Genomic DNA, 14,348 nt, shown 5'->3' with positions numbered 1-14,348 from the left:
CTAACCTGCCTGACCGGCAAATGCATCACGCATCCCGCGCCCGCGTCAGGACCTGTGCTCGCAGACATCGACCCATTCGGCCGCCGTCAATTCGGCCATGCGTTCAGGCGCGATGCGGACCGCGCTGTGGGTCGAGCCCGCGGCAGGCACCACCACGTCGAACGCCTTCAGCGACACGTCGCAATAAACCGGCAGGGGCGACTTCAGCCCGAATGGGCAGACGCCTCCGACCTCGTGGCCGGTGATGTCGGCGACCTCTTCCAGCCCCAGCATCTTCGGCTTGCCGCCGAACTGCGCCTTCACCTTCTTGTTGTCCATGCGCGAGGTGCCGGCGGCGACGATCAGGATCACGCGTTCGCCGATGCGCAACGACAGGGTCTTGGCGATCATGCCGGGCTCGACACCATAGGCTTCGGCGGCCAGCGTCACCGTCGCCGAGCTGATCGGAGATTCGATGACTGTTATGTCGGGGGCTTTCTCGGCGAAGAAGGCGCGAACGGATTCCAGGCTCATTCCAATCAGCTCATTCCGGACTTACGGGCGGGCGGCATGTCCGGGTCATCCCTTGATGATCCCGGGCAGTTCCGAGAGCGACCGAACACGATGATCCGGCGCGAAGCCGAGCTCGTCCATCTGGGTGCGGATCGCCTTGAACATGGTCAGCGGTGCCACGAGTTCGGTCTCGACGCAAGCGAGCGCCATCGCCTCCGGCGTCACCCGCTCGATCCAGGCGACGTTCAGTCCGAACGACTTTGCCCCGGCCACGTCCCAGGGGTTGGAGGAGACGAACAGCACCTCCTCAGGCGCGGTGCCGAGAACCTCGCCGATCAGCTCATAGGCCTGCGGGCTCGGCTTGAAGATCTTCTTTGCGTCCACACTGATGGTGGCATCGAGCAGGCGGTCGAGGCCGGAATTGCGCACAAGCGCGTTCAGAATGTCAGGGCTGCCATTGGAGAGGATGGCAAGCTTTCGCGGTTTTAGCGCTGTGAGCGCGATCGCTGCATCCGGATAGAGATCGAGATGCAGGTACTTCTCGATGATGCGCTCGAAGGCCGCATTCTCGTAGGCGAGTCCGAGCACGCGCAGCGTATAGGCCAGCGAGTCGCGAGTGACATCAGAAAAATCCTGATAACGCCGCATCAGTGAGCGCAGCCAGGTGTATTCGAGTTGCTTGATCCGCCAGACCTGCGTGATGATCTCGCCATAGCCCGGAAACGCGTCCTCGGTGATCTCTGCGACCGACTGGATGTCGTAGAGCGTACCGTAGGCGTCGAACACGACGGCTTTGAGGTTCATGGGCTGTCCTTCCGGGCCGTTGCGGTCACAATATCTGCTCGGGGAGTGCGCTTCATCGTCAGCTTACCAGAGCACCTCGGAAGTTTGCCACTGCAAGCGTGATCGGCGGCTTGTGACAATTCCAACCTCAGGACTGCGGGCTTTAACCGCACCCAAAGCCGATTGCTCCGGCGCGGATTGGTCGCTAATTTCCCTGTCTTCGTCCGGGCAAGTGAGCCGGAGGCGAACATGGCACGATTGGCAGCGGCCGCTCAGGCGGCGGGTGCACTCACCATAATTCTCTTGTGTATGCCGCGCACGCACGCGCAAGTCACCGACGAGCCTCCGTTTTGGGCGTACACTTACAACCCGCCCGATTTCAAGCCGCCGCCGGATGACGGCCAATCTCGGCACGTTCCCGACAGCACGGTGAGCTATACAGTCCCAGAAACGCGTGATCGCTTCCTGGCGCCGGATTGGCACCCGGATGACCATCCGGCGATGCCGACGGTGGTGGCCAGCGGTCGGCCGCCTGACGTCTACGCCTGCGGCTTCTGCCATCGTGCCTCCGGGACGGGTGGTCCGGAGAGCGCAGACATCGCCGGCCTGCCGGTGGCATATTTCATTCAGCAGGTGCAAGACTACAGGAGCGGCAAGCGCGCGACGGCACGAGCCGACCGCATTCCGCAAGCATGGATGATCTCGGTCGCAAAGGCAGCGAACGACGATGAAATCAAAGCGGCGGCTGAATATTTTGCCGCCATCAAGCCGAAGACGTTGGTTGATGTGGTGGAGACTGAAACCGTGCCGAAGCCTGCGGTCGCCGGCTGGTTCTTCGTCACTCAAGGCGATGAGCGCGAGCCGATCGGCACGCGCATCATTGAGACACCGGCGGACATTGGCCGCTTCGTCAACCGCGACGCGCGCGTCCGCTTTATCGCCTACGTGCCCATGGGTAGCGTGGCTGCCGGCCGCGCGCTGGCCGCAAGGCCCGAGATCGCCTGTTCCACCTGCCACGGCGAGAAGCTGACCGGCACGGACGTTGTGCCGGGAATCGCCGGCCGCTCCCCGACCTACCTCTTTCGCCAGCTCTACGATTTCCGGCACGGATTCCGCGCGGGGCCGAACAGCAAGCCGATGATCGACGTGGTCAAATCGCTCGACGAGGGACACTTGCTGCCACTTGCCGCCTATCTCGCCACGCTGGAGCGATAAAGCGGCTGCGTCGCCCGCACAGCTTAGGGCGGGCGCGTGCGCGGCCGAGATTCCACCGCGCTCGCGCGCCACCATCGTGCCAGCCGCGCCTAGGCGGCCTGCCGCATGCGTTCGATGCTCTGGGTTATGTGGTTTCCGGCGTCGTCAGCCACCTTCAGAGACAAGTCCGCCATCCGGCGGCTGGTCTCCAAGGCGCTACTGATCGTGTCGCGCATGAGATCGGTCTGCACCGCCGCTAAATCGTGAAGGGTCCGGCAGCGCGAGAGTTCATCCATGCGGTCCATGGTCCTCTCGATCTGCTGTCGAACGAAATCGAAGTACTCGCGCGACGCACCGTTCATTCCTTTGGCGACTGCGGTCATGGAGTACATGATTGCTTCGGCGTTACGGACCGAGCGTTCTGCTCCCCGCTGCGCTTCATTGCCCGAAAAACCGAACCCGCGACCTAGCCGGTCAGTCGAGCGGCCCATCACTGCCGTGGCCATGTCGACGCCGAAGCGCCAAGTGTTCTGCAGCATCTCGGCATTTTGTCGAAAGAGATGGCTGCTGGCTTGCGCCACCTCCTCCCCGGCCTCGGCGGTAGCCAGGCCGATCCGTCTGGTCTGCTCTGCGGTCCTCTCGCCGGCGCGGCGGATTGTGTCCTCGGGGTTTTGCGTCGATTTTTCCTCCGGACGTGGGTTGGCCATTCGTTGCTCCATCTTTGTTGTTGGTGAGGTCGGATCCTGCCCGCTCCGTCGGAGATGCCATCCTAGGCGAGGAAACGTGGGCATTTCTGGACCGTTCCGGCCGGGCAATTTTTTAATCAAACCTCCGCCATTGCGCGCAGGAACGAGCGCTTCAACTTCCAATTATTCCTGGGTTGGCTCACCTGCTCCGCGCTGCACGGCCAATGTTTTCATGGCCCTCGATCATCAAGGCTTGGCAATGACCACCACTGAAACCGTGTTGCTTATCGGTATCTTGTTCTTGGCGCTTCTCGTCATTGGCAATATCGGCTTCGCCAAACTGGCGGAACGGAGGAATCCACCAATCGGCAAGTTTCTCGAGTGCGACGGCGTCGTACTCCACTATATCGATCGGGGTGATCCCGCGGCTCCCTGCGTCGTGCTGCTTCATGGCAACGGATCCATGATCCAGGACTTCACGATCAGCGGGCTGGTCGATCTTCTTGCTCGCAGCAACCGCGTGGTGTGCTTCGACCGTCCAGGCTTTGGCTATAGTCGGCGGCCGCGGCTCCGAGTATGGAGTGCAGCAGCTCAAGCAGCTCTGTTGACGAAGGCGCTCGACCAGATCGGGGTCCGTGATCCCGTGGTGCTGGGCCATTCCTGGGGCGCCTTCGTCGCCATCGCTCTCGCCATGAGGAAGGATTATCCGATCCGGGGCCTTGTGCTTGCGTCCGGTTACTACTTCCCAACCGGCCGCTTGGATGTCTGGCTGATGTCGGGTCCAGCCATACCGGTCTTGGGCGACCTGATCAGTTACACTGTCGCGCCTGTCATCTCGTGGGCCATTTTGCCGGGAGCTCTCCGCAAGATTTTCGCGCCCCGGTCCGTCCCGCCGACGTTCAAGAATGAATTTCCGGCGTCCCTCGTTCTCAGGCCCACACAATTGAGGGCGGCTGCGGAGGAAAGCGCACTTCTCATTCCGACCGCAGCACAATTCCGAGCCTATTATTCGGCCATGGACGACGACGTGCAAATATTCCATGGAATGGAGGATCGGGTGATCGAACACAAACAAGCGCGAGATTTACATCAAGCACTGCCTCGGTCCGATCTTCACCTCGTCCCGGATGCCGGACATATGGTCACCTACGCAGACCCCGCGGCCATCACGGAGGCCGTCAATTCAATAATCAGATCTTCTAAGGCACCTGCTTTTCAAGCTGGAAGGGCACCGAACATATCGTCGAGGTGATTTGGAAATGAGCGAGGTGATCCGGCCGTCAGGTCCGCCCGCTGCTGCCCTGGTTCGGAGGGTGGGTCGAGCTCTTGCGAAACCGTCGCGTGACGGACGGAGCCACGCAATCGCTTGTGCGATCCGATAGGGAAGATTGATGGGGTTCGCGAGAGCTAAGCCTATCCTGTGCGCTGACAGCAGCTACGGCCGGCAGCCTCTGGTGCCCAGCAAGATGCCGTGATTGCGCCCGGGCACGTTGAGGTCATAGGTTTTGAGTGTCGACCAGTCCCAACCCCAAACTAGACCATGGATTCGTTGCGCACGAATCGCCCGGTGATGGCGTCTCGAACGAGTTTGTTGGTCCAGTCAGCGAGCAGGTTGTTGAGCGGACCGTGAAAGGATGGAAGCTCAGAGCACTGTGCAAAAGGCCTCACCCTCCTCCACAGTTGACCACAAGTCGAAATCCAGACGTTTTGCTCCCCGGTTCGTAGGGTTGAGCTCTTGCGAAGCCCATCGCCTGACGGGCGGAACCAGTACCAAGCAATCGTTGGTGCGATCCGATGAAGAGAACGAAGTTTGATGGGGTTCGCTTTCCGCTCTACCCATCCTTACGCGCTTGATTGTGCCTCGCACTGTGGCTGCTAATTCAAGGCAAAACTGCAAAGACCAACATGGCGACAGCAAGGATCGCGACAGCGTAACCGAGGTCGGTGTTGAGTCGGGCAAGCGGGTCGTAAGGAGGTTCGGTCATGTCCGAAGCCATGCGATGATCCGGCCCACCCGGGGCGCCGGGCGTAAGCAAAGCTCTTTCCGATCGCCTTGAGGCCGCTCTCCGTGTGAAAAACATGAACAGCAGATAGCTGTCGGTCAATAATGTGAGGACCAGGACGACATAGGCCGAGGGGCTTTCCAGCAAATTCAGCTCGATCAATACCCGAGAGAAACCGAATCCGACTACCCACGCATCAAAGCTCATGCATATCCGACGAAACGTCTCCGCATCCAGATGGCGGATGACATAGGCGCCGAGCGGTACCCCAACTGCAACGCAGGGAACAAACACCCACAAGACGTTCTGGCTTTCAGACGTAAACAGTCCAAGCTGGTAATAGACGATGGCGGTCACGCTCGATTCCGCCACGCGAACCAATGCGAGACCTGCCCGGAACTCGGTTTTGACCAGACCCTGGTTGTTGAACAGGATCGCGAGCGGCGGTCCCGAGATGGTGGTGACCGAATACAGGATGCCGAGCACAGTTCCAAAGGGCAGACCGACCCACCATGTCTGCCGAACGGGTCTCCGAAAACCGGCTGCCTGAACCAGGATGAGGGGCAGAATGAGTGCGTAGGTCCCGAGTTTGATCCAGCCCGGCTGAAGCGTCGTGAGAACCAGGGCTCCTGTTCCGATGCCGGGCAGGAGCCCGGTGACGATCGGAAGCACCCTCTTCCATACCGCTGCGACGCCCTGCAGATTGATGAATAGAACGTAGAAATTGGTGACGACCTCGACCAGGACGACGGCGGGATTCAGGATGCGGTTTGCATAGAAAACGAGAGCCACCGGCACGGTGAGCGAGGAAAACCCATAGCCGAGCGCGCCATTTACGAAGGCTGCAAGAAAAGCGATGCCGGCGAGAACGATCACCGCAGTATCAAGAGGAGGCATCGTTGGCTCCCTATGCGGGCAATGGTCGCCGGCGAGGCGACCGGCGCTCATCCTATCACGTCCAGCGGTCTGTTTGCAGGCTGGAACCCTTCCGGGAGCGTCAGTGATGTGAGAAAGATTCGTACCGGATCACCACGACGCGCTGCCGTCCATCATAGGGCTGACAGCCGGCCCCAAAGAGATGCGCCGTCTCGGCTGGGCTCATGAGGTTAGATTGGTTGATGCCGAATCCTGCGCCGCTGTCGGAACGAAAAGCCGTGGAATGCCTGCCTCGGTGGGCTGGGCATCCGTGAGACAGGCTCAGCGGAATCATTCATGCCGACATTGATCCAGCCGCAATCCATTCGCACTGACCGAGCGGCCCCTCGCAAGTTGAACGCGAAAGAATCGAAGCCATCCACCATCAACGTGTGGGCGTTTCCCGGCGTCTGAAACCCGCCTGGGCTCTGTTCGGAACTTTGCCGAAGCCTTTCCGTTCCCGTTAGCGGGCACGAACGTAGGCAGGCGCGATGAAATGGATGTTGGTCGTCCTGGTCGGCGGCATCTCACCCGTCAACACCGATCTGGTGTTCGACAAGTTCAGTGACTGCCTTTCCGCCGAGGAGCAGATGCGGCAGCACTACGCGGATGCGTTCGATGCGTGGGATCGCACGGCTGCGGAACGGATCGACCGGCGCAGGGACTACAAGAAAGCCCGCGATATTGAAGCCAAGCGGCTGCTGAGCAACGTAGGGACCTGCGTCCCGCACGGTGGCGGCGATGCGCAGCCGGTCATAGCGCCGCAGCAGCAACCTTCTGCACCAGCGTCACCGCAACCTGCCGCGACACCGTCGCCGCAGCCAACGCCGCGACCTTAGCGACAGCCGCATGTCTAGCCCAATGTCTGGCCCGGTTCCGCCAGGAACGCCCCGGCTCTAAAATTCTACGACGACCTTGCCGAAGTGCGAGCCGGTGCGGAGGTGAGCATAGGCCTCGGGCACCTCATCGAAGTGGTAGACCCGATCGATGATCGGGTGGATCACATGTTCACTCAAGAAGTCGTTCATCGCCATGAAATGTTCGACCGAGCCAACCGTCACGCCGATGATAACGGCATTCTCCCATTGAAGCCGCGCAAGGTCGGGCTTCGGGCCGAATCCCGTCAAGACGCCGATCTGAACGATCTTGCCGCCCGAAGTGACGGAGCGCAGCGATCGGTCATAGGTGCCGGGACCGCCGAGTTCGAGGATATGACTGGCGCCAACGCCATCTGTCGCCTTCATCAGGGCGGCGTCCCAGTCGGGTGTGTCGCGATAGTTGATCAGGATCGAGCCGCCAAGGGCCTTGGCGCGGGCGAGTTTTTCGTCCGAGGACGAGATCACGATTGCGCGCGCGCCGAGCGCCGTCGCGAATTGAAGGCCGAACAGCGCGACGCCGCCCGTTCCCTGGACCAGCAGCGTGTCGCCTTTGCCCATGCCGCCGCGCGTGATGAGGCCGTGCCAGGCCGTGACGCCGGCACAGGGCAGGGTCGCTGCTTCGACCGAGGACAGATGCGGCGGCACGGACACCAATGCGGTTTCCGGCAGCACGACATATTCTGCCAGCATTCCGTCCATCGTGTTGCCACCGAGCGACGACGAGACGTAACTGGACTTGAACGGCCCCGAGACCCAATGGCGGAAGAACGAGGCGGCAACACGGTCTCCGGCTCGCCATTGCGTGACGCCGGGGCCGATGGCGTCAACGATGCCAGCGCCGTCAAGCGTGAACTGATCGTGGAATGCGCCGGCGCCCGCCCGTTGGCGGGCGTCGCGCAATGTCAGTAGGGGAGCGCGGTCAGATCCCCAAAATCTTGCGCGCGTTGGCCTTCAACACCTTCGGCCGGATCTCGTCGCGGATGTCGAGCTTGGCGAAGTCGGCCAGCCAGCGGTCCGGCGTGATGACGGGCCAATCCGAGCCGAACAGCATCTTGTCCTGCAGGATCGAGTTGATGTAGCGCACCAGGATCGGCGGGAAATATTTCGGCGACCAGCCGGACAGGTCGATGTACACGTTCGGCTTGTGGGTCGCGACCGACAGCGCTTCTTCCTGCCAGGGGAAGGAGGGGTGAGCGAGGATGATCTTGAGGTCGGGGAAGTCGGCCGCGACGTCATCCATGTACATCGGGTTGGAATATTTCAGCCGCATCCCCATGCCGCCGGGCATGCCCGAGCCGACGCCGGTCTGGCCGGTGTGGAACAGCGCGATCGCGCCGCCATTGTTGATCTCTTCGTAGAGCGGATAGGCCATGCGATCGTTGGCGTAGAAGCCCTGCATGGTCGGATGGAATTTGAAGCCGCGCACGCCATATTCCTCGATCAGCTTGCGCGCTTCGCGGGCGCCGAGCTTGCCCTTGTGCGGATCGATCGAGACGAAGGGGATGAGGACGTCGAGATGATCGGAGGCGGCCTCGATCATCTCGTAATTGTTGTAGCGGCGGAAACCGGTCTCGCGCTCGGCATCGACGGGGAAGATCACCGCGGCGATGTTCTTGGAGCGGTAGTAGGCTGCGGTCTCCGGCACGGTCGGCGGATGCTTGTGCGGCGACTTGAAATACTCGGCCATCTGCGCCTGGAAGTCGTCATAGCCGTCGTCGCCGTGCATGCCGCAGGGCTCCTCGGCATGGGTGTGGATGTCGATGGCGACGACGTCGTCGATATTGGGCAGCTTCAGCTTCGGCATGGGTGTCCTCCCGACGGGTTGCCGAATTGATTATAGGATATAACGAGTTTGGCAAGGCGTTGCTGGGGCGCAAACCCAAAGCTGCAAAAAGTCTTTGTCGGGCCTGGCCGCGAAGCGGGCGAATTGGCCCGATCCGGCCACATCTACTGTGCATGGGGTTGTTTTCACGATTTTGGCTGGGCGGAAGGCGGCAGTTAACATTGACATCACCTCCTGCCATGCCTTAAGAACCGCCCCGTCCCGGGCGGTCGGTCCGCCGGCGGGAAAGATCTCATTTTGCCACATTCGCGCGTGCCGAAACGGTAGTGCCGAACACGGCCTTTCGAACGTTCAGGATTATGCCATGAAGGTCCGTAACTCCCTGAAGTCGCTGCGCGGTCGCCACCGCGCCAACCGTCTGGTCCGCCGCAAGGGCCGGGTCTATGTGATCAACAAGGTGCAGCGCCGCTTCAAGGCTCGCCAGGGCTGATCCAAGCGGCTGATGGCCCTCGCGGTCGCCTTCGCGCGTTCCCGCAAGACCACGGTCTCACACGAGTTTGACGCCGCCTTTGCTTGGCAAGGGCGGCTTTGCGCGTTTACACTTTCACCATGACCGTGAGATTCCCGCACCTGCGCACGCTGTGTCTGGCCCTGGTTCTCGGCACCGCAGGGTTTGCGCCGGCGCTGGCCCAGGATGATCCGGCGCCGCCGATGAAGCAGCCGAAGAAGCTGCCCGAAGCGCCGGCCAAGCTGCCCAAGGCCGAGCGCACCAAGAATCTCGATTTTCTGTTCGGCGCGCTGAAGGCCGCTCCCGACGAGGCCAGCGCCAAGCATGTTGAGGCGCGGATCTGGGCGATCTGGCTGCAGACCCCGAGCGATACCGCAGCGCTTCTGATGGCGCGGGCCAAGGCCGCCGTCGATGCACAGAAGGTCGATGTCGCGATCAAGCTGCTGGATTCCGTCATCAAGCTCCGGCCCGACTACATCGAGGCTTGGAACCGGCGCGCCACGCTCTATTACATGCAGAACGACTATGCCCGCTCGCTCGCCGACATCCGCGAGGTGCTGATCCGGGAGCCGCGTCATTTCGGCGCGCTCGCAGGGCTCGGCATGATCATGCAGGACGTCGGCGACGAGAAGCGCGCGCTCGAGGCCTACCGCAAGGCGCTCGCCGTCAATCCGCACCTCGAGAAGATTCCCGAGCAGGTGAAGGCTTTGACCGAGAAGGTCGAAGGCCGCGACATCTAGCCGATATTTCGATCATTTTTCGAATGATTGCCGCACGTGGCGATTAACCACGAAGACACAGGCCAAATCGCAAGCACTGTTGTCGGCGCTCCCGCAGGTCTACCTGCAAGGCAGGAGCAATAGCCATGAAGCGTCTGATCGTTGCTTGTAGCTTGCTGTTGGTCGCGGGGACGACGAGCCTCGCCGACGGATTGTTCTGGGTGGTCGGCAACCGCGCCACCGGCAAGTGTAACATCGTGACCAGCAATCCGGTCATCAACGGCGACACCTGGTTCGGCGACGGCCCTTACAAATCCAGGGACGATGCCAAGCTGGCGCGCTCGACCATCCGCGCCTGCCCCGTGCTCACGCCCGACGAGCAAAAGGCCGAGGACGGCGCGGGCTAGCTAGCCTGTGTGTCAGTGCAGGACGCTGGTGCCACGCTCCACCAGGCCTCGATTGACGACCGCTGCGTAGGCCTTGGCGAGTTCCGTCTCGAGATGCTCGTTGATCAGGAGCAGCGCCCGCACGGCTCCGCGCAGATCGCCGTTGCAGCTTGCGACGATCTCGTCGATTGCGGTGTCGTTCGATCTGAAGCTCATCGAAAAATCCTCCGGTTCAAACCAGGACAATCCTGCCGGTCTTTCCTGCATCCCCGAGGCCGCGAGGAGGGATCGGCGCCCATCCGCGTCTCAATGGCGGAACCGACCGTGGCGATTATAAGGAAGCTGCCATGACGGCTGCATGAACTTGGTCCGAGCCCTGCGCGTTGCCGGACCGGGGAATTGATTTCATTGGGATTTCTGGTTCGGCAATTGTGCACATATCCACAGGTCGGCATTTTGGATGGAGGCTCCGATCCTGCTTGCGCGAAACTGCGGACGGCATCATTCGTAGCTGCCATGTGGCCTGGATCCTCCGGACTTTCTCAATGATCGTTTTATCCGTCTTGACGGCACTGGTTGTGCTGGCGCTGGTCACGCAGGCCGGAATTGTCGCCGTGCAACGTTCTTTTCCGCCCCAGGGCCGGATGATCGAGGTCGATGGGGCGACGCTCCATGTCCTCGACATCGGTCCGCGCGACGCCGGCCCGCCCATCGTGATGTTGCACGGGGCAAGCTCCAACCTCGAAGTGATGCGGCATCCGCTCGGCGATCTCCTGGCGAAGCGGCACCGCGTCATCCTGATCGACCGGCCCGGGCATGGCTGGAGCACGCGTGCACGGCGGCAGGATTCGACGCCGGAGATTCAGGCGCGGATGATCGACGCGGCGCTCGGCAGGCTCGGGATCGATCGCGCTGTTTTCGTCGTGCATTCCTGGAGCGGCGCGCTCGGTGCGCGGCTGGCGCTCGATCATGCGAGGCGTGTCGCCGGACTGGTGATGCTGGCACCAGTGACGCATCCCTGGCGCGGCGGCGTCGGCCGCTACAACGAGATCATCGCAATGCCCGTGATCGGTCCGCTGCTCGCTTATACCATCACGCTGCCGCTCGGCTATTTCATCGCTGACTCTGGTGCGCGCAGCGTTTTTATGCCGCAGACGATGCCTGATGGTTTTGTGAAGCAGTCCGCGACGCCGCTGTTGCTGAGGCCGCGGGAATTCATCGCCAATGCCTATGATCTGGTGACGCTGAAGTCGTCGGTGGCCGCGCAGGCTCCGCGCTACGGCGAGATCAAGATGCCGGTCACGATCATAGCCGGCGAGCCCGACAAGACGGTGAAGACCGAGATCCACGCACGCCCCTTCGCGGCGATGGTCGCGAATGCGAAGCTGATCGTGCTGCCCGATCTCGGACACATGGTGCAGAGCGCGGTGCCGGATCTCGTGAAAACGGAGATCGAGACGATGATTGCCAACATCGGCTCGCCGCAGGCGGCCGCCAGTTGAATCCGGCGGCCGCCGTTCGTCCGCCTACTGCTTGATCTTGCCGTCCTTGTCGAACTGCGAGACATAGGCCCAGAGATTGTTGATCTCGTTCTCGTTCTTGATGCCGGCGAATGCCATCTTGGTCCCGGGGATCTTGGCCTTCGGGTCCTTGATGTATTCCTTGAATTGCGCCTCGTTCCAGGTGATGCCGGAATTCTTGTTCGCGTCCGAATAATTATAATCAGGCGCGGTGCCGGAACGGCGGCCATCGAGGCCGTTCAATTCGGGGCCGACCTTGTTCTTGGCGCCTTCGCCGATCGCGTGGCAGGCCAGGCACTTGTTGAACGACGATTTGCCCGCCGCGACGTCCTGCGCCATCGCGCTGGGGGCCGTGGCAGTGACGGTGAGGATCATCAGCGCGCCAAAAGTCAGTTTTTTCATAGGGTGCTTTCCCGGTGGGGTCTCATCTGATCGGTTTTCGTCGAACCTGCCGGTTTTGGCATGGCCCGCGCGGCTTCGACAAGCCACGAAACCATGACGGGTTTCATGCCTGCCGACTTGTCCCAGGGCGAACTCGCGGCAGATCGTGGCTCCGACTTTTGGACGGCCTACCCAAACCAGCGCCAGCGTGATTGATTTGCCGTGATAGGATTGACCGTGCGGCGCAAGCCGGAACGTTATGCCGCGAAGGAATTAACATGGCCATCATGATGCCTGCGAGTGATCAGGCAGTGCTCGCGCGCCGCGCGGAGATCGTTGCTGCATTGCGCGCAATCGTGCCCGGCGAGGGCGTGATCGATACGCCTGCCGAGATGCGGGCCTATGAATCCGACGGGTTGACCGCCTATCGGCAGCCGCCGATGGTCGTGGTGCTGCCTGATACGACCGAGCAGGTCTCGCTGATCCTGAAATATTGCGCCGGGCAGGGCATCAAGGTGGTGCCGCGCGGCTCCGGCACCTCCCTATCAGGCGGCGCACTGCCGCTGGAAGACGGCGTGCTGCTCGGGCTCGGCAAGTTCAAGCGCATTCGCGAGATCGATTTCGACAACCGTGTCGTCGTCACCGAGCCCGGCGTCACCAATCTGGCGATCAGCCAGGCGGTCGCGCATGCCGGCTTCTATTACGCGCCCGATCCGTCCTCGCAGATCGCCTGCTCGATCGGCGGCAATGTCGCGGAAAATTCCGGCGGCGTGCACTGCCTCAAATATGGCATGACCACAAACAACGTACTCGGTTGCGAGATTGTCCTGATGAGCGGTGAGATCCTGCGCATCGGCGGCAAGGGGTGCGAGAATGCAGGCTATGACCTGATGGGCGTCATCACGGGCTCGGAGGGCCTGCTCGGCGTCATCACCGAGATTACGGTGCGCATCCTGCAAAAGCCCGAGACGGCGCGGGCGCTGATGGTCGGCTTCGCGGAAGTCGAGGCGGCCGGCGAATGCGTCGCGCGCATCATCGGCGCCGGCATCATTCCCGGCGGCATGGAGATGATGGACAAGCCGGCGATCCATGCCGCCGAAGCCTTTGTCCATGCCGGCTATCCGCTCGACGTGGAAGCGCTGCTCATCATCGAGCTCGATGGTCCCAAGATCGAGGTCGACGAGCTGATCACGCGCGTCGAGACCATCGCGAATGCCAGTGGCTCGACCACCTGCCAGATCTCGACCTCGGAGGCCGAACGCAATCTGTTCTGGGCGGGCCGCAAGGCCGCATTCCCAGCGGTGGGCCGCATCTCGCCCGACTATCTCTGCATGGACGGCACCATCCCGCGTGGCGCGCTGCCGAAGGCGCTGGCGCGCATCCGCGAGCTCTCGGAAAAATACCAGCTCGGCTGTGCCAACGTGTTCCACGCCGGCGACGGCAATCTGCATCCGCTGATTCTTTACGACGCCAACAAGCCCGGCGAAATCGAGCGTGCGGAAGCCTTCGGCGCCGACATCCTGCGCGCCTGCGTCGAATTCGGCGGCGTGCTCACCGGCGAGCACGGCGTCGGCATCGAGAAGCGCGACCTGATGGGCGACATGTTCACCGAGATCGATCTCAACCAGCAGCAGCGGCTGAAATGCGCCTTTGATGCGCAGGGTCTGCTCAATCCCGGAAAGGTGTTTCCGACGCTGCACCGCTGCGCCGAGCTTGGCCGCATGCATGTGCATGCCGGCAAGGTGGCATTCCCCGATATTCCCCGGTTCTGACGGTCGGCGATCTGGCACCGGTGCGATGGCGGACGTTCCGCGCTGGTCCTGCGCAGATCGCCGTTGCGCGCGATCATTTAGGCGCGCGGCGCAGCGGTCCGGATCGAACCGCGGTGCGCGAGCTGGTTTCGACAGCAGCCCGTATAGCGCCCGCTCGCGCTTGCCAGCAGCGGCAGCGCCTGGCCGGCGGTGTAGGTCTTGAAATGCGCGCTCTCCTGATATGCCCCAAGGCGGCGTCGTCGCGGAACGGCTCGTAGGACAGCAACTGGGCCGGAGTGTCCTTGGCGCGAGACAGGGTGGACGAAGCGAGGATGTCGCACCCAATGGC

Annotated in this window: 16 protein-coding genes; 8 read left to right on the top strand and 8 right to left on the bottom strand. The window is 62.0% G+C overall.

From position 1 onward, the window contains the following. Window positions 1–45: 45 nt before the first annotated feature. Both ACVIIW_RS04930 and ACVIIW_RS04925 read right to left on the bottom strand, forming a co-directional pair. On the bottom strand, window positions 46–513 hold the full coding sequence (locus ACVIIW_RS04930) for a YbaK/EbsC family protein (RefSeq protein ID WP_456699713.1): 468 nt from the start codon (window positions 511–513) through the stop codon (window positions 46–48). Window positions 514–558: 45 nt separating this feature from the next. Further along, the gene (locus tag ACVIIW_RS04925) at window positions 559–1,296 is read right to left on the bottom strand and encodes a haloacid dehalogenase type II (protein ID WP_456699712.1); all 738 of its coding nucleotides are present in this window, start codon (window positions 1,294–1,296) and stop codon (window positions 559–561) included. Between the two features lie 237 nt (window positions 1,297–1,533). Between ACVIIW_RS04925 and ACVIIW_RS04920 the strand changes: the two genes are divergently transcribed. Next, window positions 1,534–2,490, top strand: coding sequence for a c-type cytochrome (locus tag ACVIIW_RS04920; RefSeq protein ID WP_456699711.1), 957 nt, complete (start codon window positions 1,534–1,536; stop codon window positions 2,488–2,490). 89 nt (window positions 2,491–2,579) lie between these two features. On the opposite strand, the gene ACVIIW_RS04915 is transcribed toward ACVIIW_RS04920, so the two are convergent. Beyond that, the gene (locus tag ACVIIW_RS04915) at window positions 2,580–3,176 is read right to left on the bottom strand and encodes a phasin family protein (protein WP_456699710.1); all 597 of its coding nucleotides are present in this window, start codon (window positions 3,174–3,176) and stop codon (window positions 2,580–2,582) included. 211 nt (window positions 3,177–3,387) lie between these two features. Here ACVIIW_RS04915 and ACVIIW_RS04910 point away from each other — a divergent pair, with 211 nt between their 5' ends. Then, window positions 3,388–4,407, top strand: a complete 1,020-nt coding sequence (locus ACVIIW_RS04910) for an alpha/beta fold hydrolase (RefSeq protein WP_456699709.1) — start codon at window positions 3,388–3,390, stop codon at window positions 4,405–4,407. 628 nt (window positions 4,408–5,035) lie between these two features. Here the strand turns inward: ACVIIW_RS04910 and ACVIIW_RS04905 are convergent. Continuing rightward, on the bottom strand, window positions 5,036–6,055 hold the full coding sequence (locus tag ACVIIW_RS04905) for a sulfite exporter TauE/SafE family protein (RefSeq protein ID WP_456699708.1): 1,020 nt from the start codon (window positions 6,053–6,055) through the stop codon (window positions 5,036–5,038). 509 nt (window positions 6,056–6,564) lie between these two features. Between ACVIIW_RS04905 and ACVIIW_RS04900 the strand changes: the two genes are divergently transcribed. Next, window positions 6,565–6,912, top strand: coding sequence for a hypothetical protein (locus tag ACVIIW_RS04900; RefSeq protein ID WP_456699707.1), 348 nt, complete (start codon window positions 6,565–6,567; stop codon window positions 6,910–6,912). Between the two features lie 57 nt (window positions 6,913–6,969). Here ACVIIW_RS04900 and ACVIIW_RS04895 read toward each other — a convergent pair whose 3' ends face one another. Together ACVIIW_RS04895 and ACVIIW_RS04890 are read right to left on the bottom strand one after the other, a co-directional pair. Next, window positions 6,970–7,851, bottom strand: coding sequence for a zinc-dependent alcohol dehydrogenase family protein (locus tag ACVIIW_RS04895; RefSeq protein WP_456699706.1), 882 nt, complete (start codon window positions 7,849–7,851; stop codon window positions 6,970–6,972). Window positions 7,852–7,870: 19 nt separating this feature from the next. Beyond that, entirely contained in the window at window positions 7,871–8,755 is an 885-nt protein-coding gene (locus ACVIIW_RS04890; protein WP_456699705.1) for an amidohydrolase family protein, read from the bottom strand. Window positions 8,756–9,098: 343 nt separating this feature from the next. On the opposite strand from ACVIIW_RS04890, the gene ykgO reads away from it, so the two are divergent. The 3 genes from ykgO (at window position 9,099) to ACVIIW_RS04875 (ending at window position 10,368) form a co-directional block, all read left to right on the top strand. After that, window positions 9,099–9,224, top strand: a complete 126-nt coding sequence (ykgO, locus tag ACVIIW_RS04885) for a type B 50S ribosomal protein L36 (protein ID WP_006611362.1) — start codon at window positions 9,099–9,101, stop codon at window positions 9,222–9,224. A 119-nt stretch (window positions 9,225–9,343) separates the two neighbouring features. Then, the gene (locus tag ACVIIW_RS04880) at window positions 9,344–9,982 is read left to right on the top strand and encodes a tetratricopeptide repeat protein (protein WP_456699704.1); all 639 of its coding nucleotides are present in this window, start codon (window positions 9,344–9,346) and stop codon (window positions 9,980–9,982) included. Window positions 9,983–10,107: 125 nt separating this feature from the next. Then, complete coding sequence (locus tag ACVIIW_RS04875; protein ID WP_456699703.1) at window positions 10,108–10,368, top strand: hypothetical protein; 261 nt, start codon at window positions 10,108–10,110, stop codon at window positions 10,366–10,368. Between the two features lie 12 nt (window positions 10,369–10,380). Here the strand turns inward: ACVIIW_RS04875 and ACVIIW_RS04870 are convergent, their stop codons facing one another. Further along, entirely contained in the window at window positions 10,381–10,563 is a 183-nt protein-coding gene (locus ACVIIW_RS04870) for a hypothetical protein (protein ID WP_456699702.1), read from the bottom strand. A gap of 329 nt (window positions 10,564–10,892) precedes the next feature. On the opposite strand from ACVIIW_RS04870, the gene ACVIIW_RS04865 reads away from it, so the two are divergent. Then, the gene (locus ACVIIW_RS04865) at window positions 10,893–11,849 is read left to right on the top strand and encodes an alpha/beta fold hydrolase (protein WP_456699701.1); all 957 of its coding nucleotides are present in this window, start codon (window positions 10,893–10,895) and stop codon (window positions 11,847–11,849) included. Window positions 11,850–11,873: 24 nt separating this feature from the next. Here the strand turns inward: ACVIIW_RS04865 and cycA are convergent, their stop codons facing one another. After that, the gene (gene cycA / locus ACVIIW_RS04860; protein WP_456699700.1) at window positions 11,874–12,269 is read right to left on the bottom strand and encodes a cytochrome c-550 CycA; all 396 of its coding nucleotides are present in this window, start codon (window positions 12,267–12,269) and stop codon (window positions 11,874–11,876) included. A 257-nt stretch (window positions 12,270–12,526) separates the two neighbouring features. On the opposite strand from cycA, the gene ACVIIW_RS04855 reads away from it, so the two are divergent. Beyond that, complete coding sequence (locus tag ACVIIW_RS04855) at window positions 12,527–14,020, top strand: FAD-linked oxidase C-terminal domain-containing protein (protein ID WP_456699699.1); 1,494 nt, start codon at window positions 12,527–12,529, stop codon at window positions 14,018–14,020. Window positions 14,021–14,348 lie beyond the last annotated feature (328 nt).

This window comes from Bradyrhizobium sp. USDA 4449 (assembly GCF_054056275.1).
Note: the sequence above shows the minus strand (reverse complement) of the source record. Positions and strands in the feature narration are given on the sequence as shown.

Bases quoted from the DNA above. Each gene is read 5' to 3' on its own strand.
- ACVIIW_RS04910 (WP_456699709.1), top strand. From the start codon at position 3,388: ATGGCCCTCGATCATCAAGGCTTGGCAATGACCACCACTGAAACCGTG.
- cycA (WP_456699700.1), bottom strand. From the start codon at position 12,269: ATGAAAAAACTGACTTTTGGCGCGCTGATGATCCTCACCGTCACTGCC.
- ACVIIW_RS04875 (WP_456699703.1), top strand. From the start codon at position 10,108: ATGAAGCGTCTGATCGTTGCTTGTAGCTTGCTGTTGGTCGCGGGGACG.
- ACVIIW_RS04870 (WP_456699702.1), bottom strand. From the start codon at position 10,563: ATGAGCTTCAGATCGAACGACACCGCAATCGACGAGATCGTCGCAAGC.
- ACVIIW_RS04865 (WP_456699701.1), top strand. From the start codon at position 10,893: ATGATCGTTTTATCCGTCTTGACGGCACTGGTTGTGCTGGCGCTGGTC.
- ykgO (WP_006611362.1), top strand. From the start codon at position 9,099: ATGAAGGTCCGTAACTCCCTGAAGTCGCTGCGCGGTCGCCACCGCGCC.
- ACVIIW_RS04890 (WP_456699705.1), bottom strand. From the start codon at position 8,755: ATGCCGAAGCTGAAGCTGCCCAATATCGACGACGTCGTCGCCATCGAC.
- ACVIIW_RS04915 (WP_456699710.1), bottom strand. From the start codon at position 3,176: ATGGCCAACCCACGTCCGGAGGAAAAATCGACGCAAAACCCCGAGGAC.
- ACVIIW_RS04855 (WP_456699699.1), top strand. From the start codon at position 12,527: ATGGCCATCATGATGCCTGCGAGTGATCAGGCAGTGCTCGCGCGCCGC.
- ACVIIW_RS04880 (WP_456699704.1), top strand. From the start codon at position 9,344: ATGACCGTGAGATTCCCGCACCTGCGCACGCTGTGTCTGGCCCTGGTT.
- ACVIIW_RS04930 (WP_456699713.1), bottom strand. From the start codon at position 513: ATGAGCCTGGAATCCGTTCGCGCCTTCTTCGCCGAGAAAGCCCCCGAC.
- ACVIIW_RS04925 (WP_456699712.1), bottom strand. From the start codon at position 1,296: ATGAACCTCAAAGCCGTCGTGTTCGACGCCTACGGTACGCTCTACGAC.
- ACVIIW_RS04900 (WP_456699707.1), top strand. From the start codon at position 6,565: ATGAAATGGATGTTGGTCGTCCTGGTCGGCGGCATCTCACCCGTCAAC.
- ACVIIW_RS04905 (WP_456699708.1), bottom strand. From the start codon at position 6,055: ATGCCTCCTCTTGATACTGCGGTGATCGTTCTCGCCGGCATCGCTTTT.